General features: G+C 44.5%; 17 protein-coding genes and 2 pseudogenes. 9 read left to right on the top strand and 10 right to left on the bottom strand.

Going from position 1 to position 25,561, the window contains the following annotated elements:
* Positions 1 to 306 precede the first annotated feature (306 nt).
* Positions 307 to 591, bottom strand: a pseudogene (locus FSB76_RS32960) (carboxypeptidase regulatory-like domain-containing protein); the annotation flags it as partial.
* A gap of 337 nt (positions 592 to 928) precedes the next feature.
* On the bottom strand, positions 929 to 2,233 hold the full coding sequence (locus tag FSB76_RS09850) for an amino acid permease (protein WP_147053409.1): 1,305 nt from the start codon (positions 2,231 to 2,233) through the stop codon (positions 929 to 931).
* 193 nt (positions 2,234 to 2,426) lie between these two features.
* Here FSB76_RS09850 and FSB76_RS09845 point away from each other — a divergent pair, with 193 nt between their 5' ends.
* From FSB76_RS09845 to FSB76_RS09835, 3 genes are all read left to right on the top strand, one after another.
* Complete coding sequence (locus tag FSB76_RS09845) at positions 2,427 to 4,199, top strand: c-type cytochrome (RefSeq protein ID WP_147053408.1); 1,773 nt, start codon at positions 2,427 to 2,429, stop codon at positions 4,197 to 4,199.
* Positions 4,200 to 4,359: 160 nt separating this feature from the next.
* Positions 4,360 to 5,670 carry an amidohydrolase family protein gene (locus tag FSB76_RS09840; protein WP_147053407.1) on the top strand — a complete coding sequence of 437 codons (1,311 nt, stop codon included), beginning with the start codon at positions 4,360 to 4,362 and terminating at the stop codon, positions 5,668 to 5,670.
* Between the two features lie 150 nt (positions 5,671 to 5,820).
* Positions 5,821 to 9,798, top strand: coding sequence for a Pls/PosA family non-ribosomal peptide synthetase (locus FSB76_RS09835; protein WP_147053406.1), 3,978 nt, complete (start codon positions 5,821 to 5,823; stop codon positions 9,796 to 9,798).
* A 55-nt stretch (positions 9,799 to 9,853) separates the two neighbouring features.
* On the opposite strand, the gene FSB76_RS09830 is transcribed toward FSB76_RS09835, so the two are convergent.
* Positions 9,854 to 10,315: an Lrp/AsnC family transcriptional regulator gene (locus FSB76_RS09830; protein ID WP_147053405.1), complete on the bottom strand. Its 462-nt coding sequence runs from the start codon at positions 10,313 to 10,315 to the stop codon at positions 9,854 to 9,856.
* Between the two features lie 126 nt (positions 10,316 to 10,441).
* Between FSB76_RS09830 and FSB76_RS09825 the strand changes: the two genes are divergently transcribed.
* A complete protein-coding gene (locus FSB76_RS09825) occupies positions 10,442 to 11,665 on the top strand; it encodes an aminotransferase class V-fold PLP-dependent enzyme (RefSeq protein ID WP_147053404.1) in 1,224 nt (407 codons plus the stop codon).
* A gap of 34 nt (positions 11,666 to 11,699) precedes the next feature.
* Here FSB76_RS09825 and FSB76_RS32955 read toward each other — a convergent pair whose 3' ends face one another.
* The 3 genes and pseudogenes from FSB76_RS32955 to FSB76_RS09815 all read right to left on the bottom strand — a co-directional run bounded on the left by FSB76_RS32955 (position 11,700) and on the right by FSB76_RS09815 (position 13,463).
* Positions 11,700 to 11,837: a LytTR family transcriptional regulator DNA-binding domain-containing protein gene (locus tag FSB76_RS32955; RefSeq protein WP_394349433.1), complete on the bottom strand. Its 138-nt coding sequence runs from the start codon at positions 11,835 to 11,837 to the stop codon at positions 11,700 to 11,702.
* Between the two features lie 256 nt (positions 11,838 to 12,093).
* Positions 12,094 to 12,417: pseudogene (locus tag FSB76_RS32950) on the bottom strand (LytR/AlgR family response regulator transcription factor); the annotation flags it as partial.
* A complete protein-coding gene (locus tag FSB76_RS09815; RefSeq protein WP_147053403.1) occupies positions 12,414 to 13,463 on the bottom strand; it encodes a sensor histidine kinase in 1,050 nt (349 codons plus the stop codon). The gene FSB76_RS09815 and the pseudogene FSB76_RS32950, both read right to left, overlap by 4 nt.
* Positions 13,464 to 13,649: 186 nt before the next feature.
* On the opposite strand from FSB76_RS09815, the gene FSB76_RS09810 reads away from it, so the two are divergent.
* A complete protein-coding gene (locus tag FSB76_RS09810; RefSeq protein ID WP_147053402.1) occupies positions 13,650 to 15,866 on the top strand; it encodes a carbohydrate binding family 9 domain-containing protein in 2,217 nt (738 codons plus the stop codon).
* An 8-nt stretch (positions 15,867 to 15,874) separates the two neighbouring features.
* On the opposite strand, the gene FSB76_RS09805 is transcribed toward FSB76_RS09810, so the two are convergent.
* Entirely contained in the window at positions 15,875 to 18,316 is a 2,442-nt protein-coding gene (locus tag FSB76_RS09805) for an outer membrane beta-barrel family protein (RefSeq protein ID WP_147053401.1), read from the bottom strand.
* A 189-nt stretch (positions 18,317 to 18,505) separates the two neighbouring features.
* Between FSB76_RS09805 and FSB76_RS09800 the strand changes: the two genes are divergently transcribed.
* Together FSB76_RS09800 and FSB76_RS09795 are read left to right on the top strand one after the other, a co-directional pair.
* Entirely contained in the window at positions 18,506 to 19,579 is a 1,074-nt protein-coding gene (locus FSB76_RS09800) for a sensor histidine kinase (protein ID WP_147053400.1), read from the top strand.
* Positions 19,576 to 20,271, top strand: a complete 696-nt coding sequence (locus FSB76_RS09795) for a LytR/AlgR family response regulator transcription factor (protein ID WP_147053399.1) — start codon at positions 19,576 to 19,578, stop codon at positions 20,269 to 20,271. The genes FSB76_RS09800 and FSB76_RS09795 overlap by 4 nt, the downstream gene beginning before the upstream one ends.
* Positions 20,272 to 20,349: 78 nt before the next feature.
* Here FSB76_RS09795 and FSB76_RS09790 read toward each other — a convergent pair whose 3' ends face one another.
* The 3 genes from FSB76_RS09790 to metK form a co-directional block, all read right to left on the bottom strand.
* Positions 20,350 to 20,799, bottom strand: a complete 450-nt coding sequence (locus FSB76_RS09790; RefSeq protein ID WP_147053398.1) for an SRPBCC family protein — start codon at positions 20,797 to 20,799, stop codon at positions 20,350 to 20,352.
* Between the two features lie 413 nt (positions 20,800 to 21,212).
* Positions 21,213 to 22,250, bottom strand: a complete 1,038-nt coding sequence (locus tag FSB76_RS09785; RefSeq protein ID WP_147053397.1) for a YncE family protein — start codon at positions 22,248 to 22,250, stop codon at positions 21,213 to 21,215.
* Positions 22,251 to 22,613: 363 nt separating this feature from the next.
* Entirely contained in the window at positions 22,614 to 23,864 is a 1,251-nt protein-coding gene (gene metK / locus FSB76_RS09780; protein WP_147053396.1) for a methionine adenosyltransferase, read from the bottom strand.
* A gap of 219 nt (positions 23,865 to 24,083) precedes the next feature.
* On the opposite strand from metK, the gene FSB76_RS09775 reads away from it, so the two are divergent.
* On the top strand, positions 24,084 to 24,971 hold the full coding sequence (locus tag FSB76_RS09775; RefSeq protein ID WP_147053395.1) for a diacylglycerol/lipid kinase family protein: 888 nt from the start codon (positions 24,084 to 24,086) through the stop codon (positions 24,969 to 24,971).
* A 6-nt stretch (positions 24,972 to 24,977) separates the two neighbouring features.
* Positions 24,978 to 25,313: a translation initiation factor gene (locus FSB76_RS09770; RefSeq protein WP_147053394.1), complete on the top strand. Its 336-nt coding sequence runs from the start codon at positions 24,978 to 24,980 to the stop codon at positions 25,311 to 25,313.
* The last annotated feature ends 248 nt before the right edge of the window (positions 25,314 to 25,561 follow it).

Genomic DNA, 25,561 nt, shown 5'->3' with positions numbered 1-25,561 from the left:
GGCACGCAGGTTTTTGGTAACCAGGGTAGGGTCATCGCCAAAAAATTCCTCGCCATCAACCAAAACCTTACTTACGGTTTGGCCCTGGGCAGTAATTTTGCCATCCTTATCCACCTGGATGCCCGGAAGCTCTTTTAACAGATCTTCTACTTTGGCGTTCGGTTGTACGGTAAATGCCTTGGCGTTAAATTCGGTGGTATCGCCTTTAATTTTAACGGCTGCTACCTGGGCTTTTATAATAACCTCTTTAAGCAGCTGGGTTTTAAGTATCATGCCTATGCGGCCAAAATCGTGCGTGGTATGTGCCGAGTCGAGCGTAAAACGCTCTACAAAATCGGCGTAGCCAGAGTAGCTTACCAGCAAAATGAATTTACCTTTTTTTAAATTGGTAATGGCAAACTGGCCATCATTTACCCGGGTAAACTTTTGCAGGATGGAATCTTTGGCATTTAAAACAGCAACGGTAGCGTTAGTTAATTTAGAATTTGAAGCCGTATCGGCAACTCCGCCTTTGATAGAGTAGGTATTTTGTGCAAAAACGGAAGCTGTACCAAACAGGAGTATTATTAGTGCAGTAATTGTGATTTTCATAAGGTTATTTATGGAAACCAAGGTATAACTAAGTTTTTAGTAATCAAAACGATTTAACAATTGAACCTGTATATTTAACATTTAAAGCCCGAAATTTAACATTTATGACTTTTTTAAAGCCTACAAGCAATTGATTTTCATCTTAATAAACAGATGCGGGTTTGCTGTGTAATAATATTATTACATTTTATTTAAAATACTGGTAATAACAGGAGGTAGTAGCGCCGCCGAGGTACAACACAGGTTGCTGCGCAAGACAATAGGGTAAAGCGGTAAACGATAAGCTGAATTTTACCCTTTTTTACTGCTAACTTAAGTTTGATGAGTTTAAGGCTATCTACTGTTCCTTATTTTTTTGGTAAGCTACCCAAACATAAAAAGGCACACTCATCATCAGCAAAACAAAACCGTAATAAACAGCATCTTTGCCGGTGCCTACAATATTCCACAGCGCATAACCAAATGCTACGATAGCCAAAACCACGGCGCCAAGCCAGCCATCTGCCTGTTTGTTTTTTACTTTGATGATAAGATAGGACGCAGCCGATAACAGGTAAGGAATTAGCATCGACAGCAGCGAAAGCAATAATAAAAACCGGAATTGTTCAACAAATCCTTTAGAGTAATTCATACTCATAAAAACAGAAACCAGCGTACTGCTAAGCAGGATGCCCATGTAAGGCACCCCCTTTTTATTTTGCTTACTAAATATGGCGGGGAACAATTTATCCCTGGCAACCGCAAAGGGCATTTGCCCCTGCATTAGTGTCCAGCCGTTAAGCGCGCCAAAAGCGGCAATGGCAACGCCGGCGCTTACCCAGTAGCGAATATTGTCGCCATAAATTATGGCAGCGGCATCGGCATAAGGCGTTTGCGACTTTGCTAATTCGGCAGCGGGAATAAGGCCCATTACGCTTACACTACCTAAAATATATACCAATGTAGCAATTAACAGGCCCAGCAATGTTGCACGCGGCACCGTTTTTTGTGGATTTTCCACACTCCCGGCGGGTATAGTGGCGCACTCAATTCCGATAAAAGAAAACAGGGTCATGGCTGCGGTGGTGCTTATTGCACTGTAGGTACTTGTACCGCTGCTGTTAAACGGACTAAAGTTTTTAGCCTGTAAAAAAAACAGGCCGCCAAATGCCACAAGCACCAGTGGCAATATTTTGAGTATGGTTGTAACCAGCTGCCATTTGCCGCTGGTTACAACTCCGCGTGTGTTAATATAAGTAAGCAGCCATATAGCGCACAGACCGGTGGCTACCGCGGGCAGGCCGTTTGCCAGCGCCGGAAAAAACGTACTTAAGGCGCTCACCAGCGATTTGGTAATGGCCGCGCAGGCGCATGAGGTAGATAAGAAGTAACCCCAGGCCACCAGGAAGCCTGCAAAATCGCCCAGTCCATAACGTGTAAATGCGTAAGGGCCGCCCGTGGCGTGCGGCAGCAGCTTACTCATGTTACTGAAAACCTTTGCCAGGAAAAACGATCCCACTGCCGAAAATACCCAACCCAGCAAACCAATACTCCCGAAACTGGCCATAGCGGCAGGCAGTAAAAAAACGCCCGCGCCTATCATATTACCCGCCACCAGGGAGGTGCTTGTCCATAAGCCTAATTTTTTTTCTGAGTTGGGCATTGCTGTAAATAAATTGAGGATGATAAGATAGGGTTTTTATTAAATACTGCCGTAGTAATTTAATGAGCGGGCAGGGCTGCTTTTTTAGACGGTTATTTATAGCAACATGAATTTTGTTTAAACATTTCCCTTTCAAATTCCTTTTAATACCGGCAAACCTGCGGCCGATTCATAGTCGGCGTATAATTCCCGGATGAAGAAAAATAATTTTTTAGGCGCAAGAAAAACGGTTACAGTGCTTTTGGCTACGGCAATTGCAGCAATAACACTGGCTTTTGTTTTAGTTAAACATCCCGATAAAACGCTAACGGCCGATAAAAACAACGGCGGGTTGTACCTGCCCGGTAATTTCAAAGCCGTCATCGCTATTGACAGCCTGGCCGGCAGGGCACGCCACCTGGCAGTAAATACCAATGGCGATATTTATGTAAAACTCCGTTTTCCCGATTCTACTGGAGGCAACATTGCCGCCCGGGATACCGATCATGACGGTAAGGCAGATACGATTAAAAAATTTGGCAACTATGACGATAAAGGTCCTTATGGTACCAGTATGCGGGTGCATAAAGGCTACCTGTATTTCAGTTCGGAGGTAAACGTTTACCGTACCAAATTAAATCCGAATACGCTGGTGCCCGATGGTCCGCTGGAATTGATATTACACGATGCCCATGGCGAGCATGAGCATGATGCCAAGCCACTGGCCTTTGATAATGCCGGGCATATGTACGTGGCCTTTGGTGCGCCATCCAACGCCTGCCAGGAGCAAAACCGGGTTCCGGGTTCGCCGGGGATAAAAGGCTGCCCCTTGTTGCAGGAGTATGGCGGTATATGGCAGTTTGATGAAGCTAAACCCAACCAGCAACAAAAGGACGGTGTCCGATACGCCACAGGCCTGCGCAGCGTGGTGGCCATGGATTGGAATACGGCAGATAATTGCCTGTATGTTGTAGCCCACGGCCGCGACGACCTGCGGTTGTTGTTTCCCAAAAAATTCAGCGCCTGGCAAAGCGCCGTTATGCCTGCCGAGGAGTTTTTAAAGATAAAACAAGGCACAGATGTAGGCTGGCCATACTACTATTACGATCCCATTCAGCATAAAAAACTGTTAAACCCCGAGTATGGCGGCGATGGCATAAAAGCGGGCGATGGCGCAAAATATGCCCAGCCATTGATTGCCTTCCAAGCGCATTGGGCACCCAACGATTTGTTGTTTTACACAGGCAACCAGTTTCCGGCCAGGTATAAGAATGGCGCTTTTGTGGCCTTTCATGGTTCAACCAACCGCTCGCCGTACCCGCAGGCTGGTTTTTTTGTGGCTTTTGTGCCCTTTAAAAATGGCGTGCCGACGGGCAGGTGGGAGATATTTGCCGATGGTTTTGCGGGCCGTAACACTGTGGTAAGCGTAAGCGATGCGCTTTGCCGCCCCATGGGTTTATCCACAGGGCCCGATGGTTCATTATATGTAAGTGATACCGAATTAGGGAGGGTGTGGCGCATTTTTTACCAGGGCGATAAAACTAAATTTACCAGCGCCATGCTTGCCAAAATGGAACTGCGTAAAAAGCTGCCCAATTTTAAAATACCCGATAAAGCACGCAATAATTTTGCTACCGGGATGCTTAAAGGCGGTGCAAAAATTTACACTACGCACTGTGTTAGCTGCCATCAAAAAGATGGTAAGGGAGATGGTAATCTTTTTCCGCCCCTGGGCGGATCGGAGTGGGTAACCGGCGGCAAGTACATGGAAAAGGAGCCCGCCATAAGGGTGTTATTAAGCGGCCTTGAAGGGCCGGTTACCGTTAAGGGCAAACCATACAACAGTGTAATGCCCAAGCACAATTTTTTGAGCGATGCCGAAATAGCAGGTGTGCTTACCTATATCAGGAGTAATTTTGGTAACAACAGCAGCCTGGTTACGGCATCTGAAGTAAAAAAAATACGGGCTACTTTGCCAGGTAAATAGATTGGTTAGCCGCTATTTTTCTAATGCTTACTCCAGCCGATTGCCCGCACTGTGCTGTAAAAAGGTAACAAAAGGGGTATGAATTTTAAATATTATCTTGCGTTATCCCAAAGCTGGTTTTAACCAGGCTTACGGGAAGATAATTTCCAACAATTCTGCAATGAAAAAACTCCTCATCCTTGCCTTATCAGCCATCCCTTACTTTGCTTCGGCACAAATCACGCAAAAATACCTTATTAAAACGGGGAAGCTATTTGACAGCGAAACCGGTCAGTTTAAAACTGGGCTGGATGTATTGGTTGATGGCAATAAAATAGAAGCTATAAAAGCCGATAGGGATTTATCCGTTGAAGAAAAGAAAGACCGCGAACTGATTGATCTTTCTAAATTTACCATTCTTCCCGGCCTGATAGATTCACACACGCATTTGCTGTTCAGGGAAGAGTTGCAGGCTGGCATGGATTTTTCAACCCTGTCTTTAGAGAAAGTGTTAACCCAGCAGGGCGATGCTTACCGGGCCATATATGGTGCTGTACGGGCAAAGGCTTATTTGGAAGCGGGTATAACATCTGTACAGGATTTGGGTAACTCGGGTAAGTTTGCCGATATCGCTTTGCGTAAAGCTATTGAAGATGGGTTGGTTGTTGGCCCGCGAATGAGTTGTGCGGGGCAGGGATTATCCAGCGAAGGCGGACAGTTACCGGGGTTAATTTACCAGCACCGGAATATAGCGAATGACGAATACCGCATTATAACCAGCGCCGACGATGCCATACAGGCCGTGCGCGAAAACGTTACCCAGGGAGCCAATGTAATTAAAATTTACTCCAATAACACCCCAAACCGTACCGCGCTTTCTGTTGATGAAATGCGTGCCATTGTAAAGGAGGCGCATCGTTATAATTTGCGGGTTACCGCCCATGCAACGGATAACCAGGCAGTATACAACGCCGTAATTGCAGGCGTTGATGGCATTGAACACGGTTACAAGGTAAATGACAGCACCCTGATGCTGATGGCAAAAAAGAAAGTGATCCTGGTACCTACCGATGGCGATAGTACCATATATGCCAATTACGCCGCAATAGCCTATCCGGGCGATAAAAATGTAGCACCCCAATTAAAAAAGATGACGGATGCCCAGGCCAACAGGCTGCAGCGTGCGTTAAAGTTTGGCGTTACGGTAGCCGCAGGGTCTGATGATTATATTGATGTGCATATGCCTTATTCGGCATTTTCCAAGCATACGCTTATAGGTTATCATGAAGAGGGTGTAAGCATCCCGCAACTCCTGCAGTTTGCCACTATCAATGCCGCCAAACAACTTAATATGCCTAACAGGATAGGCAATCTGAAACAAGGTTTCCTGGCCGATATTATAGCGGTAGATAGTGATGTAGATACAAATATCCACGCCATCATGAACGTACACTTTGTAATGAAGGACGGCGTGGTGTATGTTAATAAATAAACCGGGTTGATATTTATTTTTATTGAATATTATCACAAATTAGTTGCTTGTTCGTTATAGGTATCGCCATGTATTATGGTAAAAATTATTCTTGATAAACTTGAAATTTTATCAAAAACTATACTGTAATTTTCGGCATTACCAATACCTATGATATCCCAGAGCCAACTAACGGGCGCCTTTCGCCCAGACCTTATTAAAGATGAGACCATTGCCGATATTTTCAGAAATTCAGCTGCACTATATCAGGATAAAACCGCGCTTATTTTTGGCGGCAGGCAGCTAACTTACCGCCAGCTTGACCAATGGAGCAACTATATCGCACATTTTATCGCTTCCCGGGGAATAGGCAACGGCCATTCCGTTGGCGTATGGCAATCCCGCGGGCTGGAGTTGCACGCGCTGATATTAGGCATAGTAAAATCGGGAGCGGCTTATGTACCGTTGGATAGGGAGATGCCCGAAGAGCGGCTACAGATAGTTTTGCAAGAAGTAGGCGCTTCGGCCTGTTTTAGTGATGGATCGCCTCAATTATCTTGTCCTGTTTTTGAAGTTCCCCTTTTCCAGGAGGAGTTTGAAAATTTTACAGTGCCTGCCGGCCCCACAGCTGATAACCGGGCTTACGTTTTATATACATCGGGCAGTACCGGTAAGCCAAAGGGCATCCCGATACTGCACCGCAATATTTGCCACCTCATCCGGTCGGAACAAAGTGTTATCAACATAAGCCCAGAAGATAAGGTGTACCAGGGCTTCTCGGTATCCTTTGATATGTGGTGCGAAGAAACCTGGATCAGCCTTTTTGCCGGGGCAACCATCTGGGTGGCCGATGCTACGACGGCAAAATCAATCGACGAGCTGAGCGAAACATTACGACAGCAGCGTATCACCATTTTACATGCGGTACCAAGCTTGTTAGCTGTTATTGATGACGATATACCACTGCTGCGATTAATTAACGCCGGTGGCGAAGCTTGTACAACCGCGGTATTAAACCGCTGGAGCAAGCCTGGTAAAAATGTTTTTTACAACAGTTACGGGCCAACCGAAACCACGGTTACATCAACCATGGTAGCTTTAAAACCCGGCGATGCTATAACTATAGGCGGCCCGCTGCCCAATTATAACCTGGCCGTTGTTGATGAGCAGTTTAATATTTTACCCGTAGGCCAGCAGGGCGAACTGATTATATCGGGCCCCGGTGTGTGCGAGGGATATGTTAACCGCCCCGAATTAACCAAAGAAAAATTCCTGGCTAAGCCAGCCTCACTTGCAGACTTACCCGGCGACAGGATTTACCTTAGCGGCGATGCCGTGGTGATGCAGGCCGATGGCAGCATTGATTTTCACGGCCGGCTTGACGACCAGGTGAAGCTGCGCGGATACCGGATAGAACTGGGCGAAATTGAAGTACGGCTAAACCAACTGGAAGAAGTAGCTACGGCAGCTGTAGCTTTAAAAAAAGACGCCTCTGGTCAGGATCAGATGGTAGGGTATATTACCCTGAAGAATGGCCACACGCTGGAAGAACACCATGCCCGCTTAAAACTGGCCGAAACACTGCCACCTTATATGGTGCCGCTGGTAATTGTAGCGCTTGATAAGCTGCCCCGCCTGCCCAGCGGTAAAATAGACCGCAAGGGTTTGCCCGTACCTGATGCTCTTTTACAGGTAAAAGTACAGGAAGAAATAAAAATAAACTCCACCGACCCTATTGCCCTGAAGGTGATGGCCGGCCTTAATCATATTTTCCCAGGCAGGGATATTACCCCCGAATTAGATTTTTTCACCGACCTGGGCGGGCATTCGTTGCTGGCTGCAAGCTTTTCATCGTGGCTGCGCAAGGAGGCCGGCGTACAGCATGCCTCACTAAAGGATATTTATACCAACCGGCCGGTTAAAAACCTCATCAACGCCTGGGAGCACGCCGAAAAAGAGAAAGAGCAAAAGATCAACGTTAAAAAAGAGCTTTTTCAAAACATCCCGCCGCTGCGGTATTTTTTGTGCGGCGTATCGCAGGGCCTGGCACTGCTGGTTATTTATAGCTTGTTTGCTATACAGATATTTGTGCCCTACCTTGGCTATTATTATGTAGTCGCCAGTACCGAAACCGGGCGTGACAACCGCACTATCGCCATTATTACCGCCCTGTTTTTGTACTGTTTGGTGCCGCCGCTTTTATCTTTTATGGCGATAGCTGCCAAATGGCTTTTACTGGGTAAGGTAAAGGAGGGTGACCATCCTTTGTGGGGTTTTTATTATTTCAAATACTGGTTGGTTGATAACCTCATCCGGCTGTCGCCCGCACAATTCATGAACGGAACTCCTATTTACCCGCTATACCTGCGGATGCTGGGTACCCGTATTGCCAAAGATGTGCAGCTGAGCTCTATCACTGTGGGCGCGTATGACCTGCTGGAAATTGGCGGCGATGCCAGCCTGAGCTCGGGCGTAGTGCTGGATAATGTAACCGTAGAGAATGGGATGATCAAATTCCGCAAGATAAAAATTGGCGCTCATGCCTATATCGGTAGCAACGCGGTAATATCCGGCGGTGCGGAAGTAGAAGACTGGGGCGAGCTCCAGGACCTGAGCCACCTGCAGGGCGGCAAAACCATTAAAGCTTTTGAAGTTTGGAAAGGCAGCCCGGCCGAAAAAACATACACAGCAAAACCCGAAGACCTGCCGCAGCCGTTAAAAACACCATTTTTAAAAATCAAGATTTATGGTTTTTTATACAGCCTGCTGCTAATTGTTTTCCCGATAGTTGTATTGCTGCCGCTGCTGCCGGTAATTGAGTTACTGAACTATATGGACCTTAACTCGCCTGATTATAACTTTAGTTATTTTATACATGTGCCGTTGTTAACGTTGCTGTACATCGTCATTTACGCTTTTGAAACCGTGTTGCTTTCGCGGGTACTTTTGTGGGGTATTAAGCCTGGCACCTACCCCGTTTTTAGCAGTACTTATGTACGCAAATGGCTGTCAGATCAGCTCATATCCGTTGCCCTTATTGTACTGCACCCGGTTTATGCCACGGTATTTGTTTCGTTTTTCTTTAGGATGCTGGGCGCCAAAATTGGCAAAAATACCGAGATCTCTACAGCAAGCAACGTAACCCATACCATGCTCAGTATCGGTAACGAATCATTTATTGCTGATGCCGTGACCCTGGGCGAGGAGGATATCCGCGCGCAAAGGCTTATTTTAAACAATACTACAATTGGCAACAGTAGTTTTGTGGGTAACAGCGCCCTCATCCCGCAAGGATATACCCTTGGCGATAATATGCTGATCGGTGTTTTATCTGTACCGCCAACGTTAGAACAGCAGGCTGATAACCCGCTGGGCGATTGGTTTGGTTCGCCTGCCATTGCCCTGCCACGGAGGCAAAGCAGCGGCGAGTATCCGCCATCGCTTACAACAACACCTTCATGGGGCCGCAAAATAGCAAGGGGAACCATCGAAGCCATCAGGATTATATTGCCCGAAACGGTTATCATTTGTTGCAGTGTATTGTTCATAGCCTACTTTCACGACCTGGTGAAAGACCGTAACGCATGGCAAATATTGGGGCAATTGCCAAAGCTTCCTTTTTATTACCTCTACTACATGGGGCTTCCGGCCCTGCTGGTTACGCTGGCATTAAAGTGGATATTTGTTGGTAAGTATAAAACGGAGCAAAAACCCATGTGGACACATAAGGTTTGGCGCAGCGAGGCTATTACCAGTACTTACGAAGCCCTGGCCGTTCCATTTATGCTCGATTTTTTAAGGGGGACTCCCTTTTTGCCTATGGTGCTGCGCCTGTTTGGCGTGAAAATAGGCAAACGCGTATGGCTTAATACCACCGATATCACCGAATATGATATGGTAAGCATCGGCGACGATACGGCCCTGAACGAAGATTGCGGCCCACAAACCCATTTGTTTGAAGACAGGGTAATGAAGGTAGGAACTATACAGATAGGCGCACGATGCAGCATTGGCACCCGCAGTATTATTTTGTACGATAGCCAGATTGGCGATGATGTAAAACTGGAGCCGCTATCACTCATTATGAAAGGCGAGCAATTGGCCCCGCAAACCGAATGGACTGGCAGCCCAATTAAAGCGCTGAATTAAATAGGGGGAGGATTGCTTTGTTGTGGCACATGTGGAGTTACAATAAAGCAATTTCCTATATATAAACCCCGTAGCTCATTTTTAACCTATCCATTACTACATGGGTATAAAAGCGCTGCACATCGGGGCTATCCATAAAATATTTTTTGCTGAATTGCTCGTAGTGTTTCATATCCCTGGTATTAACAATAAGCACCAGGTCATAGGTGCCGGTTACGTAGTAGCATTGGGATACCTCGGGGCAATTTTCAATTTCGGCCCTGAACCTTTCGATGGTACGGGAGCCATCTTCCTGCATACAGATATCTACTATGCAGGTTAGCCCAACACCTGCTGCCGCCGGCGCGATAATAGCTACATCGGCTTCGATAATTTTTTCATCACGTAGCTTAGCCAGTCGCCTTTGTACGGCCGATGCGCTAAGGTTCACCATTTGGGCCAGCACTTGCGCGGTAAGGCGGTTGTCTTTTTGTAATAGGCGCAGCAGCTTTTTATCGTAATCGTCAAGCGTGTACATAATTTACCCGTTTTAAGGGCTAAATTAATTAAAACATGCGCAATACCGATCAATAAGCGATTTTTATGCAGGGGCTTGTTGGTAGTTTTGAATCATCATCCACAGTAAACAAACAGGTAAATATTCATGAAATTATTAGCCAACAGCATATTCACCAAGGCCGAAATTGAACAGTTCAGAAACGATACCATCGGCTGTACTTATGTAAACCATTTAAACAACGCCGGCGCAGCCTTGATGCCCAATGTAGTTACCGATGCCATTACTGCCCATATTAAACTGGAAGCTGAGATAGGCGGATATGAGGCCGCCGCTGCAAAGGCTGATGCCATTGCCGAATTTTATGAGCTGGCCGCGCGGCTTATCAATACCAAACCCGGCAACATTGCCTTTACAGCAAGCGCTACCGACTCGTACATCAGGGCTTTATCTGCCATTCCGTTTGTTGCAGGGGATATTATTTTAACCGATTGCGACGACTATATCTCGAACCAGCTCCATTTTCTATCGCTCAAAAAACGATTTGGGGTTGATATTGTCCACATAAAAAATGCCGCCGCTGGTGGTGTCGATCTTGCCGACCTGGAAGCTAAATTATATGAGCTTAAGCCCAGATTGCTGGCTATAACCCATATCCCTACCAATTCGGGCCTGGTACAGCCGGTTAACCAGATTGCAGCCATCTACGCCAAATATAGCCAGGAAAGCGGTGATAAAACATGGTATATTTTGGATGCCTGCCAATCGGCCGGGCAAATGAAGCTGGATGTACAGCAGCTGCAATGCGATTTTTTATCGGCAACTAATCGTAAGTTTTTAAGGGGGCCGCGTGGTTCGGGCTTCTTGTATATTTCGGATAAGGCGTTGCAGGGCAGGCTTGAGCCTTTGTTTATTGATATGCGCGGCGCGCGATGGACAGAAAAAGGCCAATACGAGCAACAACCCGATGCCAAACGTTTTGAAGATTGGGAGTTTGCGTACGCTACCGTAGTCGGCAGCGCCGAAGCAATCAGGTACTGCCTGGCCATTGGCGAAGACCGGATCTGGCAGCAGGTTAAACAGCTATCTGCCTATTTGCGAACCCGTTTAGCATCAATACCAAATGTAAGGATGTTGGATAAGGGGCCCGAATTGAGTTCGTCTGTGACGTTCACCGTGGCAAACTCATCTGCAGAGTACCTGGTGAAGCGGTTTTTACAACATAATATTAACGTAGTATCATCCTATCGTGAATTTGCGGTTATCGATTTTGACCAAAAACAGGTAGAGTGGGCCATCAGGGTATCGCCGCATTATTATAATACCGTTGATGAACTTGATGCATTGGTTGATTGCCTGGCCGGTTTTTAAGCGGCACAGGTTTTCAGGTACTTTAAGAATGCGTTTAACCCTCCAGCTTGCCCAAAACATCTTTGGCGTATGAGTTGCCTATTGGGATGCTTTGCCGGCCAATTTCAATATAGCTGCCGGTATAGGCACTGATGTGGTTGATGGAAATTATATAAGAGCGATGTACGCGGATGAAATAATTGGCCGAAAGCTTTTCTTCCAGGTAGCCAAGGGTGGTAGGTGATAACGGGTTTATCTGTAGTATGTATTTTTACATAATCCTTCAGGCCCTCAATGTACAGGATATCTTTGAGTAGCAGCCGCACCATTTTTTTATCGGCCTTTACATAAATAAAAGCATGCTGATCGGGCTTTGATGGTTGAAGTGCTGCAGGCAGGCTTATAACTTCTGGCGCTTTGGCGTTGATGAATTTATCAACAGCCTTTAAAAAACGCTCAAATGATACAGGTTTCAGCAGGTAGTCAATCACATTAAGTTCATAGCCTTCCAGCGCAAATTCGCGGTAGGCGGTTGTCATGATAACCGGTGGCGGGTTTTTCAGGGTACGCAATAACTCTATCCCGGTTAATTGAGGCATCTGGATATCTAAAAACACCAGGTCGACATGGTTTGCTTTAAGTGCGTTGTAAACCTCCATGCCATTGGCGCAAATAGCAACAGGGTTTAAGTTGTGGAGCTTGCTTACGTGGTTCTGCATAATTTCGCGGGCAAGCTCCTCATCGTCAGCTATGATGCAGTTTATAGATTTCATAGGTCAAGTTTCAGGTCGGCCTCAAAAATGCCATTGTTTTGGTTTAGTAAAAGCTCATAATGGTCCGGGTAAGTTAACTCCAGTCGTCGTTTAACATTTTTAAGCCCAAGCCCATAATTATCCGGTTTTGGCGAGGGCTGATAACTGTTTTCTACCTTTAAAAATAACCTGTTCCCGGTAACTTTTAGGTTAATGGTTATCCACCCATCACTTTCGGCAAGGCTGTGTTTAAATGCATTTTCAACAAAAGGTAATAACAAAAGCGGGGCTATCATTTTACCGGTTATATCGCCCGAGTATTGGAACGATAATTCAAGCCTGTCGGCAAACCGCATTTGTTCAATACCAATATAGCTTTCCAGGTGCTTAATCTCGTCCTGTAGCAATACCTTGTTTTCGCTGGCTTCATAAAGCATATAATGCATCAGATCTGACAGCCGGAGTACCACTTTTGATGCCTGTTCGCTGCCTTTCAAGGTAAGTGCATAAAGCGTATTTAATGTATTAAAAAAAAAGTGCGGATTTATTTGCGCTTTTAGCAACCCCATTTCGGCGTTAAATTTTTCCTTCTCCATTTCGCGCATGTTTTTTTCCTGTTGATATGCATTACGCATAAGCTTAATAAGCATGGCAATAAACAATACAGGAGCATTGCCCGCCGCATTTTTGAAGATGCGTACCGGAATCCAGAAATCTGTTTTTTCCATTTTAAACATAGCCGGGTCATGAATTTTATCCCAGGGTACCCAAATGGCGTAAGCAAAAAAGCGCGGCAGCAAACCACCAATTAATATGAGCACCGCCATCCCAATGGCGTATTGAATATATTTTTGAGGATAATAAAATAACGGCATCAACACATACAGGTTTAAATAAGTAACCAGCATGCATATGGGAACGCTTGTTGACAACTGCGGATCGAGCTTAAAAGCAAATACATCCTTATCTTCCCAACCATTGTTTACACATTGGTACAGGATATAGGCCAGCCAAAACAGCAGGTGCCGTGTAATAGCCTGGTAAGGTATCTGCCTGTTTTTTTGCATAGTGTAAAATTGAACATTCTAAGCTATTTGTATCCGATTTTTCGACAAATACCCTTTTTTACGCCGTTAATTATACGTTTAACACCGTTAACGGGTTTAAGCTTTATAATGGCACGTCGGCGGTGCATAAACGGCTGTACGTCTAAAAGTATAAAATAGAAGTTTTTAGCTCCATTTATTTGGGGTATGAAAATTTTTAAGGCTTTAAGATTTAGCAAGAGCTTATGTTTATTGGTGGCATTTATAACAACCGGGTTACACCAGTTAAACGCACAGGAAGCGTTTGCCCCGCTGCCGGTAGCCAGCCGTCCGCACCTGCAGGCCACACGTGTTACCGGGCCAATAAATATTGATGGTGTTCCCGATGAAGCCGCGTGGAATACCGCCCCTGTGGCTGCTCATTTTACCACAGCTTATCCGCGGCAAGGAGATAAGGCTACCTACGATACCGAGGTTAGGTTGTTATACGATGATAAAAACATTTACATCAGCGCCCGCTGCGATTTCCCGCCGGGGAAGAAAAGCCTCCAGGTACAGGATTTGCGCCGCGATTTCAGCTATAGCAATAATGAGCTTTTTGAGATCCTGATTGATCCTTTTAAGGATCCGCGCATGCCGGTGATGACATTTTGTGTAACACCCTACGGAACGCAAATGGATATTATGCACTATGCCGATTTTAGTTACGACTATAAATGGGATGCAGTATGGCAGGCTGCCAGCAAAATACAGGAACATTCATGGACAACCGAAGTGGCGATTCCGTTTACCTCATTGAGGTATCCAAAAAACTCAACGGAGTGGAGCATTAATTTTGCCCGTAACATCCGCTTTATTGGCGAAACCAATGGCTGGTCGCCCTGGCCACAGGCATTTAGCGAAACGCAACTGGCTTACGGCGGCATCCTTACTAACATAGTGCCCCCGGATGCCGGTTTTAATTTACGGGTTGAGCCATACGCCCTGGTAAATGCCAAACGGGCTGATAATAACAGGACGCATTACAAACCCGAAGTTGGCGGCGAAATTAAGTATGCCATTAACTCCAACACCCTTCTTGAAGGCACCATCAATACCGATTTTGCCCAGGCCGATGTGGATAAACAAGTGGTTAACCTGAGTCGGTCGAGCGTTTTCTTTCCCGAAAAACGGCAGTTCTTTTTAGAGAATTCAAGCTTGTTTTCGGTAGGTCAAAACAGCATCATTCAGCCGTTTTTTAGCAGGAGGATAGGGTTAAGCGATAATGGATCGCCCTTAACCATCAATGGCGGCTTAAGGTTTATCCACCAGGACAACAAACAGTCGGCCGGTATACTGGTGATGAAACAAAATGGCGATACAACGGAAAACGGGGCGTTATTTGGCGTTTTCAGGTATAAAAGGAGTGTTAGCCATAGTTTGCAGTTGGGTGCCATGGAGGTATTGCGGCAAAACTTTGCCGGCTTAAATCAGCCCGCATCTGTTAACCCTCTGGAGGTGGTGGATGCTTTTTGGCAGGTAAGCCAGCCGTTATTTATAAGGGGCATGGCATCTTACTCGGGGAACTCGCAAAGCGGGCAAAAGGGACAGGCCGCCTTTGCCGAGTTTAACTACTCAGCCACGCATTTTTTTATCGATTGGTTTCAAACTGCCGTATCTAAAGGCTACCAGGCACAAACCGGCTTTATTGCCAGGGATAATTTTATCAATACACAGCCCACCCTTTATGTTTTTATGCATAAAAAATGGTTTCCCAAAAATGTGCAATTTTTTAGCCCGCAATTTACTGCCGATATTTACCATGAGGCGTCGAGCGGCAAATTCCAGGAGGCCAGTGTAATAGTGATGCCGCTGCAATTGTTTTTTACCAATCAATCGCACCTTGATTTTAGTATCACCAGTTCGTGGGAGAACCTGACAGATAATTTTCAACCGGTGCGGAATGTTGACATAGCCGCGGCCAATTATCATTTTAACCGGTACGAATTTTATGGCATTACCAATGCCGCGGCACCCTTTAGCGCCGAAACCCGGCTTAGCACAGGTGGTTACTATAATGGCAGGCTCAATAGTTATTATTTATCGTTACGTGCTGCCCCTGTGCCCCAGCTATCGCTGGTAATGAGTTATACCCTTAACGATTTTAAAAATGTGGGCATAAACCAGGTATCAACCACTACGCACCTGCTGGCGCCCGAATTGCGCGTAGCTGCAAATCCAAAAATGTTGCTATCGGCATTTTACCAATACAATACTGATGCCCGTAACGGATCGTTAAATGCCCGCTTTTCCTGGGAGTACAGGCCCCTATCGTTCATTTACCTGGTGGTAAACAGCGTTAATAATTACTATAAAACCCCATTCGGGATTCCGCAGCGACAGCAGGGAGGTATCATGAAAGTTACTTATATCAGGCAGATATGATTCAGGGTTTAACTTCCTGCCCGTTTTTGCTCATCTGCCGATCCGGAATCAATTTTTACTTTATTGGTTTTACCTGTTCCAAAACGGTAGCTGAAGCTTAGGCTAACGTAACGCGAATAAAAATTAAAATAGGAGTAGTGGTAAAGGCCGGCGGTGCGGTCAATGGCATAATGATCTTCGCTTTGCAGCAGGTTGTTTGCATTTAACGAAAGAGATCCCTTGTTATTAAATAATTGCTGTTTGATACCGGCGCTTAAAGTATAATAACTGCCAAATGCAGAGTTGATAAACCTGCGTTTTGATTCGTATTCAAAATCGCACCCGGCAGATAGCTTATCATTGATGTGGAAACTATTGTTGGTTATAAAATCGATAGAGGTTAGCCCACCGTTATTTAAGCTGTAGTTGCCCGCCGAACCACTAAAAGCATTATTATAAACCGATAACGTGTTATCAACTGACCACCACGCCGTGATTTTTTTGGTATAAGCAAAATCAACATCCCATGAGTGTGCACCCTGAACGTTGATGGGCCTGCGGGTAATGGTGGTTTCATTGCTATCAACAAATGGCAGCGTACGGATGTAATCCTTGTCTATATCGTAGTTCACCGTAACAAAAAACGTGTTTTGGTATGCCCAGCTTAATTCGCCATGCCAGGATAGTTGCGGTTTGAGGTTTGGATTACCCTGGAAATAAAGTGTTGCCGTTTGCGGCCGCCTGAAAGGTACCAGTTCATGGTAATCGGCACGTTCAATACGCCTGCCCAGCCGCAGGGTTAGGGCGTTTTGTTCACCCAGTTTTTTGCTCATGAAAACGGTTGGAAATAACTGCAAATAGTTTTGGTTAACCGACTCGCCGCTAAACGTCTGTTTACCTTTCGTTATCGTTTGCTCGGTACGTAAGCCGGCCTGTACTGTTAAGGCAGGGTAAGTTTTGTTGAGGTTAATGTAAGCGGCGTTAATGTTTTCTGAATTTATGGAGTAATCGCTTTGCGAAAGATCGATAGTGTTTTGACCGCCGGTCTGGTTATAAAAAGTGTTATCGTTAATGGCTTTTACATAGCTAAATTTTAGCCCCGTTTCAAACCTGCCTTTGTTTTTTAAAGGTAGTATATAATCGGTTTTTGCGGCGTAAATATCCAGTTTGCGGCCTTGTAATAGCAGGTAGTCAAATTGGTTAACAAAGTTATTGAGTGCATCGCTAAGTGTGCTTACATTGGTTTGCACCGGCGAATTGTGGTATGATGAATGATCGGCATCAATGCTCCATATTTGCCCGGCCGTATCCAACTGTTGCGTTAGCTGAATGGCCGCGGTGTAGTTGTCCGGATGATCCTTCACCTGGCTCGTAAAATCAGTGCGACTTGTTTTAACCAAGGCACTATCCCTGATATCCATTTTTGAAATAAGCAGGTTATTTGATGAGCCAAAGCCGGCAGTACCTGATGCGGTAAGCGTAGTTTTTTGGGAAAGGTAAATATCTATACCTAACGTTGGCCTGTAATTATGGCTGTTATTTATTCCGTTGTTAACAGACTGCTGCTGGGTTAGCAACCTGTTTGCCGCATTTGAAATATCTGTTGTAACATACCTGCGGTCGAAGCTTTTATTGTTGCTATAGGTATTGTTCAAAAACAAGTTGATATATTGATTTTTATAGCTTAGTGATAAGCCTGCATTGTATTTACCGTAGTAGCTTTGTATAAAACTTCCGTTTACACTACCGTTTAGTCCGTCGGTATGGTTCTTCTTTTTAACAATATTAATTATCCCAACCAAACCGGCAGCATCATATTTGGATGATGGATTACTCATAACCTCTATTTTTTGAATGTTTGACGCAGGCATGCCGTTTAAAAGGTTTGCCAGGTCATCGGTCGATAAATAGGTGGGTTTGCCATCTATATTAACGTTTACCCCCGATTTGCCATTCATGCTAATTTGCCCGTTTGGCGTAATTTGTACGCCGGGTAGTTTTTTCAGTAGTTCCATCACGGTCAATCCTTCGCTGGTTATGTTTTGCGCTACGTTAACCACTGTTTTATCCAGGTTTCGTTCAATCAACGGGGTTTCGGCTTTAACGGTTACCGTTTTTAATAATTGACTGGTGGTTTTTAGCTTTCTGATACCCATATCAACTTCCATATGGTTTTGACTGATGGTAATGTTCAGACTGTCTTTTTCAAATCCAAGCATCCCTATCTTTACTATGTAATTGCCCGGTGCAATATTTTTGATGATAAATCCGCCGCGGTCATCGGTTAAAGTACTGCTATACAATACTGCGGTTGGGTTAGTTTTTAGCACGATAGTTGCATATGGCAGGGGCTTGTCCTGGTCGTCAATAACAGCGCCTTTGATTGCTCCATTGTTAATATTTTGGGCGCTGGCCCAACAGGCGATGGCTGATAAAAGGCCCGTTAAAAAGTATTTACTGATAATCTGCATGCCCAATACTAAGCAATAACATATCGCGGGAAACTAAAGGACGGCACTCTTAGCAGTGCAGTAGATATACAGGCTATTTAACATGATAAACCTTGTCCGGTTATGCTTTAAGCCGTTTTGGGGGGCGATATCGCCTGTCTGTCGACAAGGATAAATTAAGAAGTAGAAAATTGTATACTTGTTTTTAATATGAGTTTTTCTGACAAGATAATTTCATTTAATAACAACCATAAAATAGCCAGTCATATACTATTCTGGTTTTTGTTGTTATTGGTACAGCTCAGTTCCAGCAGCTATTATAATTCTGACCAGGTACCCTTCCGCAATAACCTGATAGGGGACGGAACTAATTTGCTGGCCCAAATACCCGCCGCCTATTTCGTGGCCTATTTTGTGGTTCCCCGGCTTGTTTATAAGCAAAAATACTACGCTGCTTTTGTCGCTTTTTTAATAGGTAGTTATGTTATTTGTGTACTATCAAGGATAGAGGTTATTTATATTGAAGAGCCTTTTTATGGCAGGCTGCATAAACCTGATGAAACTTTTATAGAAATACTTACCGATATACCTAAACTGGTATATGTGTATTTCTTCCGCATTTTTTCGGTCGCTTTTATTTTTATGATCTTAAAATTGCTCAAAGATCAGCAGATGGTGCAAAAACGTACCCTTTGGTTAGAGAAAGAAAAGGCCGAAAGCGAACTAAAGTTGCTCAAAACACAGTTGAACCCGCACTTTTTATTCAACACCCTAAATAATATTTACTCGCTTTCACTTAGTAATTCGCCGGTAACTTCTGCATCGATAGCGCGGCTGTCTGAAATATTGGATTATATCCTGTACCGGTGTAATAGTACGTTTGTGCCGTTATCCGGCGAGATTAATTTGCTCGATAACTATATTGGCCTTGAAAAACTGCGTTATGACAACCGGCTGAAGGTTAATTTTAAAATAACGCAGCAGCACGATATCCAAATTGCGCCGCTAATATTACTTACTATAGTCGAAAATGCCTTTAAGCACGGCGCGGGTAATGATGCCGGTAATCCCGAGATAAATATTGAACTTTATGCTGATAATTCGCAGTTCAGGTTTACAGTGGTTAATTCCGTTTACACCAAAAAGAACATGAACAACAATGGAAACATTGGATTAAGCAATTTAAAACAACAACTGGATTTGTTGTATCACGGAAAGCATGAGATTAAAACAATACATACAGATACGCTATTTACCGTTAGCCTAAATATAAGCCTGCTTTGAAAATAAAATGCCTTATTGTTGACGATGAGCCATTGGCTACGCAGCTTTTGCAAAAACATATAGCGCAGTTAGATTTTTTTGAAGTGACCGCCACCTGCAACAACGCCATAAAGGCCTTGGGCATATTAAACCAACGCCCAATTGACCTGTTGTTTTTGGATATCAGGATGCCGCAGCTTTCGGGGCTTGAGCTTTTAAAAATATTACGGCATCCGCCTAAAACTATTTTAACTACTGCTCATCGGGAATTTGCTTTAGATGGGTTTGAGCTGGGCGTAATTGATTATCTGCTAAAACCCATTACCTTCGATAGGTTTTTTAAGGCGATAGAGCGCTACCTGGGAGGCACGGGCAGGGTAATTCCGGAGGTTGTATCATCGTCTGAACCGCAATGTATTTACCTTAAATCCGCCCATAAATATTTTAAGGTAGATACACGGGATATTTTATACGCCGAAAGTTTAAAGGATTATGTTCACGTGCATACCCGTGAAAAGGTGATTACTTCAAAATACAAAATAAGTGAGCTGGAAAAAGAACTTGAGGGAAAAGGTTTTTTGCGGATTCACAGGAGTTTTATTGTTAACCTTCAACACATATCAGCCTTTACGGCCAACGATGTGGAAATAGGTAAAATAGAACTACCCATTGGCGATACTTACAAAGCTCTGGTGCACCAGTTAAAGCGGTAACCTGCCCAAAACGTTTAATTGCCGCTCAGGGAATCAGAAACCTGCCGGCCGCCTTATCTATGCCTCGCCGCGCCAATGTCATTCTGCCTCGGCAATCGTTTTTACAATATCCAGTGCCTTAGGCCATACGTCCTTAAAAAATTCGATTATGTCTTTAGGGAAATTGCCGCCGCTAAGTTGAATGGTAAGCAGGGTTTTGCCGTTGTTGTTTTTGAGGGTATATTCTTCTAACGAACCTCTGCATACCTTGGCGCCGCTGCTGTCATAATTCTCTACGCCTTTAACTATTTCGCCAATGCCTTTAATCGCCAGAAATTCATTTGGAATGACCTTGTCTATCAAACCCACCATGCCCGAACTTTTATGATCTAAAAATAAAGCCTTGCTGCCTTCTTTCCAGTCGGTAACGGCGTGCGAGCCTTCGCAAAAAACTGTAGTCCACTTTGGGTAATTAGCATCGGTAAAAAGTACGTCCCATACCTTTTGGGGTGATGCATTAATGTCGATATTGAATGTCAGGCTTTCCATTTTGGTGTGTTTTGGTTAACTCAAAAATGGGTAATATTTAACAGGGTTCAAGGGGGCAAAAGCGACAATTTGGGGTGTTGATACAGACGAATGTTGTGTTATGCATAAATTGACGCTAAAAATGGTAAACGCGCGTAAACAGGGTTAACATAACTTAACATAATTCTGATTTGTTCTTTACTTAAATAATTTATAATCAGATTTTTACAACGAAAACATGGTTAACATGTGTTAACCATGTTTTCGCTGTTTCCAGGTAGGAAACTTAAGGTTGAAATAACACGAGGGGGGGAGGCATTAAATATCAAACCCCAGGCTGCACTTCAACTTACTACTCCAACTCCTGTATTTAATCAAACTTTTGTCTAAAATCGGCGTTCATTACTTCCATTAATCCCTACTCCTCAAATAAATCAGTTTTTCCCAACTTCGATAATATGGAACGAGCCAGGCACTTGTTTTGGGCGTGGCTTTGGGTTTTCGGCAGTTACTATGCCCGGCTCTGTTTTGGCGGCGGGCAGGTACAGTTTATGTGTAAGTAAATCGATGCCGATGGTACGGGCGCTGGGTTCGGTCGGGATGTTTTCTACAAATTCAAATTTATCGGCGCTAAGCTCTTTTACCACGCTGATGGTTCCCTCGCCGTTTGAGGCATAGGCTAATTTCAGTTTAGGATCAAACACCAACCCGTCGCAACCGCCTATCGGGAATTTGGCTAAGTTTTTACCATTGGCGGCGTCCATTACCACCATGGTGCTGTTACCACCGCAACCAATAAACAGGCGATTGGTTGCACGATCGATATCTAAACCCGACGGTTCATCGCCACCTTCAATTTTATAACGGGCTTCTACTTTTAAGGTAGTGGCGTTAATAACAACCACCTCGTTAGTAGTTTCGGCATTTACAAATACTTTTCCCTTGCCGTCAGATACTCCTGTTTCGGGTTTGGCATCCAGCGGGATGGTAGCTACAACTTTATCGGTAGCTACATCAATAACGGTAGCATCTTTGCTGCGGCCATTAAACGTGTACACTTTTTTTGCAAAAGGTTCATAAAATATAGCGTCGGGGTTGGTGCCTACGGCTATTTCATTTAAAACCTTTAAGGTGGTTAAATCAAAAACAATTACTTTATTGGCACGGCCTGCGCTGATGTAGCCCTTATTTAAAGTATTAACCAGTGCAATTCCGTGAACACCCGGAGTATTGGGAACATAGCCAATAGAATCGCCGGAAGTTGATAAGATATTGACCTGGCTGCCATGTGATGTATAGATACGTTTATTAGCTCCATCTACCGTAATGTAATCCCAGCCACCGGGGCTTTTTATGGGGAAGCTTTTTAACATGTGAAAGCCTGTTTTTTGTTGGGCCTGGGTATAAATCGGTTTAGCCATTATTAAAATAGCCATAAAAGCCAATGCGGGTATAAGTTTAGCACTTTTCATAATTAATTGATTTTACGCAATCTACCTGATGGATTCTGTAGAAATGTTGGATAACGGAAAAGAAACGGCATACCAAATGTTAAAAAAAACGGTGATGTAACCCGTTACATTGACAAAAGGGGGAAACTGCTAAACCGATTAACAAGGGGAGGGCTTCGTGCTACCAGATTAATTAAAAGGAATAGTATGTAAACGCGTAAGGGATTGGCGCGGATACCGGCCTACGTGGTTAAGGCCTGTGCAGTATGAGCATAAAGCCCGGCCCGACCAAAGGAGGGGTACGCCCAAAAATATTCTTTTGGCAACAAAAAAAGCGACCGGTTTACACCAGTCGCTCTTATTCTATAATTTTCGTTTAAAAGATTACAGGCCGAAGGCGGCTTTCACTTTATCAACGTAATCAAGTTTTTCCCAGGTAAACAATTCTACTTCGCGTACCAGCTCGCTGCCATCGTGGGCAATAAAGGTTTTGGTTACGGTTTCGCTTGGTTTACCAAAGTGGCCGTAAGCTGCGGTTTCGCTGTAAATAGGGTTACGCAGTTTAAAACGGGTTTCAATAGCGTAAGGGGTCATGTTAAATACCTCTTCTACTTTGTTTGCTATCTCGCCATCGTGTAAAGCAACTTTGGCAGTGCCATAAGTGTTTACGTAAATGCCCATAGGCTGGGCAACGCCAATGGCGTATGATACCTGTACCAGCACTTCGCTGCAAACACCGGCAGCTACCAGGTTTTTGGCAATGTGGCGGGTGGCGTAAGCGGCAGAACGGTCAACCTTTGAAGGGTCTTTGCCAGAAAAAGCACCGCCACCGTGTGCGCCTTTGCCGCCATAGGTATCCACAATAATTTTACGACCGGTTAAGCCGGTATCGCCATGTGGACCGCCTATAACAAATTTACCGGTTGGGTTAATGTGGTATTTAATCTGGTCGTTAAAAAAGTGTGCGTATTTTGGATACTTCGCTTTAACACGCGGGATGAGGATGCTGATGATATCTGCGCTGATTTTGGCCAGCATAGCTGTTTCTTCGTCAAAATCATCGTGTTGGGTTGATATTACGATGGCGTCTATACGCTGTGGCTGGTTGTCGTCGCTGTACTCTAAGGTAACCTGCGATTTTGCATCCGGGCGAAGGTATTTGATCTCGCTGTTTTCGCGGCGGATGGCGGCAAGCTCAATCAATAAAGCGTGGGCAATATCCAATGCCAGTGGCATATAGTTGTCGGTTTCATTAGTTGCATAGCCAAACATCATACCCTGGTCGCCCGCGCCCTGCTCTTCGGGGGCTTTGCGTTCAACACCCTGGTTAATATCCGGTGATTGCTCATGAATAGCCGATAGCACGCCGCATGAACTGCCATCAAACATATATTCGCCTTTGGTGTAACCAATTTTATTGATCACCTCGCGGGCTATTTTCTGTACATCTAAATAGGCTTTTGATTTTACTTCGCCGGCCAAAATTACCTGCCCGGTGGTTACCAGTGTTTCGCAGGCTACTTTTGAGTTAGGGTCGAATGCTAAAAAATGATCAATCAGCGCGTCTGAGATCTGGTCGGCAACTTTATCCGGGTGTCCTTCTGATACGGACTCGGAGGTAAATAAATATGGCATATAAATTTTTTATACAATTAACGTAAAACAGCCGAGCGGGGATTTTTGAGGGATCGTAGTAAAAAGAAGCATGGGTATTAGCACTTTTTTACGTGGTTGCAATCCTTACCTTTTATACAAAGGGCGTTAAATCAGTCCACTTTCGGGTTGCAAAAATAAAACAAATTTTACAAAGCCGAAAATACATTTACTTTTGATACTTTAAATAATAACAGATAATTGAAACGTAAAGCGTTATTTATAATAAACCCCATTGCAGGGGGCAAGAAGAAGGATGGTGTGCCGGAGCTGATAGATCAACACCTTGATAAAAATGTATTTGATTACCATATAATATTTACCGACGGAGTTTCGCACGCGCAGCAAATAGCAGCAGAAGCAGCCGGTAAAGTTGATGTAGTAGCGGCAGTAGGCGGAGACGGTACCGTAAACGAAATTTCATCGGCCATAGTAGGCAGTACTACCGCGTTGGGCGTGGTGCCATTTGGTTCGGGGAATGGCCTGGCGCGTTTTTTAGGCATACCCATGGATACCGCAGCGTCTATAAAAGCGTTGGGAGGCTATAGGGTTGAAACCATCGATTCGGGCCTGATGAACGGGCAACCTTTTTTTAACATGGCGGGTATGGGTTTTGATGCCCATATAGCCGAAGTGTTTTCGCATGGAAAAAAGCGGGGCTTTTTAACGTACATTAAATCGAGCATGCAGGAAATTATGAGCTATAAGCCAGAAAACTACAGCCTGGAGATTGATGGAAAAAAATATGAACGCGAAGCTTTTATCATAAGCCTTGCCAATTCATCGCAATGGGGCAATAATGTGCATGTAGCACCAGGGGCTTCTGTACAGGATGGCCTGCTGGATGTTTGCATTATCAGTAAATTTCCGGCCTGGCGCCTGCCCGAGATTGGCGCGCGTTTAATGCTTAAAACAATTGAGGCGAGCAGGTATCTCGAAATTATAAAGGGCAGGGACATCCGTATTAAAAGAACAGGCCCCGGGCCTATACACCTGGATGGCGAGCCGCAGGTAATGGCTGCCGACTTACATATTAATATAAAACCAAATTCGCTGAAGGTTATAGTAGGGGCCAGCTATCAAAACTAACATATCATGGCAAAAAAGAATTTTACAGGAGTAGTTTATTCAACCAACCCCGATTTTGAATACCAGGAAAACGGCAGCCAGGATGCACAAACGCTGCCTCCGCAACAACAAAATCTAAAAATCTACCTCGATCGTAAAGGCGGCAGCAAACTGGTAACCCGGGTAAGTGGTTTTATAGGCGCAGATGCCGATTTGGAGGCCATTGGCAAAAAATTAAAAACAAAATGTGGGGTGGGTGGTTCGGTAAAAGATGGCGAGATATTGATACAGGGCGATTTCAGGGATAAAATCCTCGGCCTGTTACAGGCAGAGGGCTATAAAGCAAAAAAAGCAGGCGGATAGTTATCTAAATGCTTCATAACCTATATATTAAGTTGGCTCATAGCGTATTTTATACACTAAAACAGCATAAAAAAACGGCCATTGTGCCATACCAATTATAGCACATAATATATGTGTAACGAAATAGTAGCATAAATTTTATCACTATTGCTTGATAATATTAAAAAAAATGGTTTTCATTGCAAATAATTGTAGTGGCAACACACAATATTTTATTGGTATTACGTTATTTATATCCAATCGCACAC

Source organism: Mucilaginibacter ginsenosidivorax (assembly GCF_007971525.1).
Taxonomy (GTDB): domain Bacteria; phylum Bacteroidota; class Bacteroidia; order Sphingobacteriales; family Sphingobacteriaceae; genus Mucilaginibacter; species Mucilaginibacter ginsenosidivorax.
This window is presented reverse-complemented; position numbering and strand designations above follow the sequence as displayed.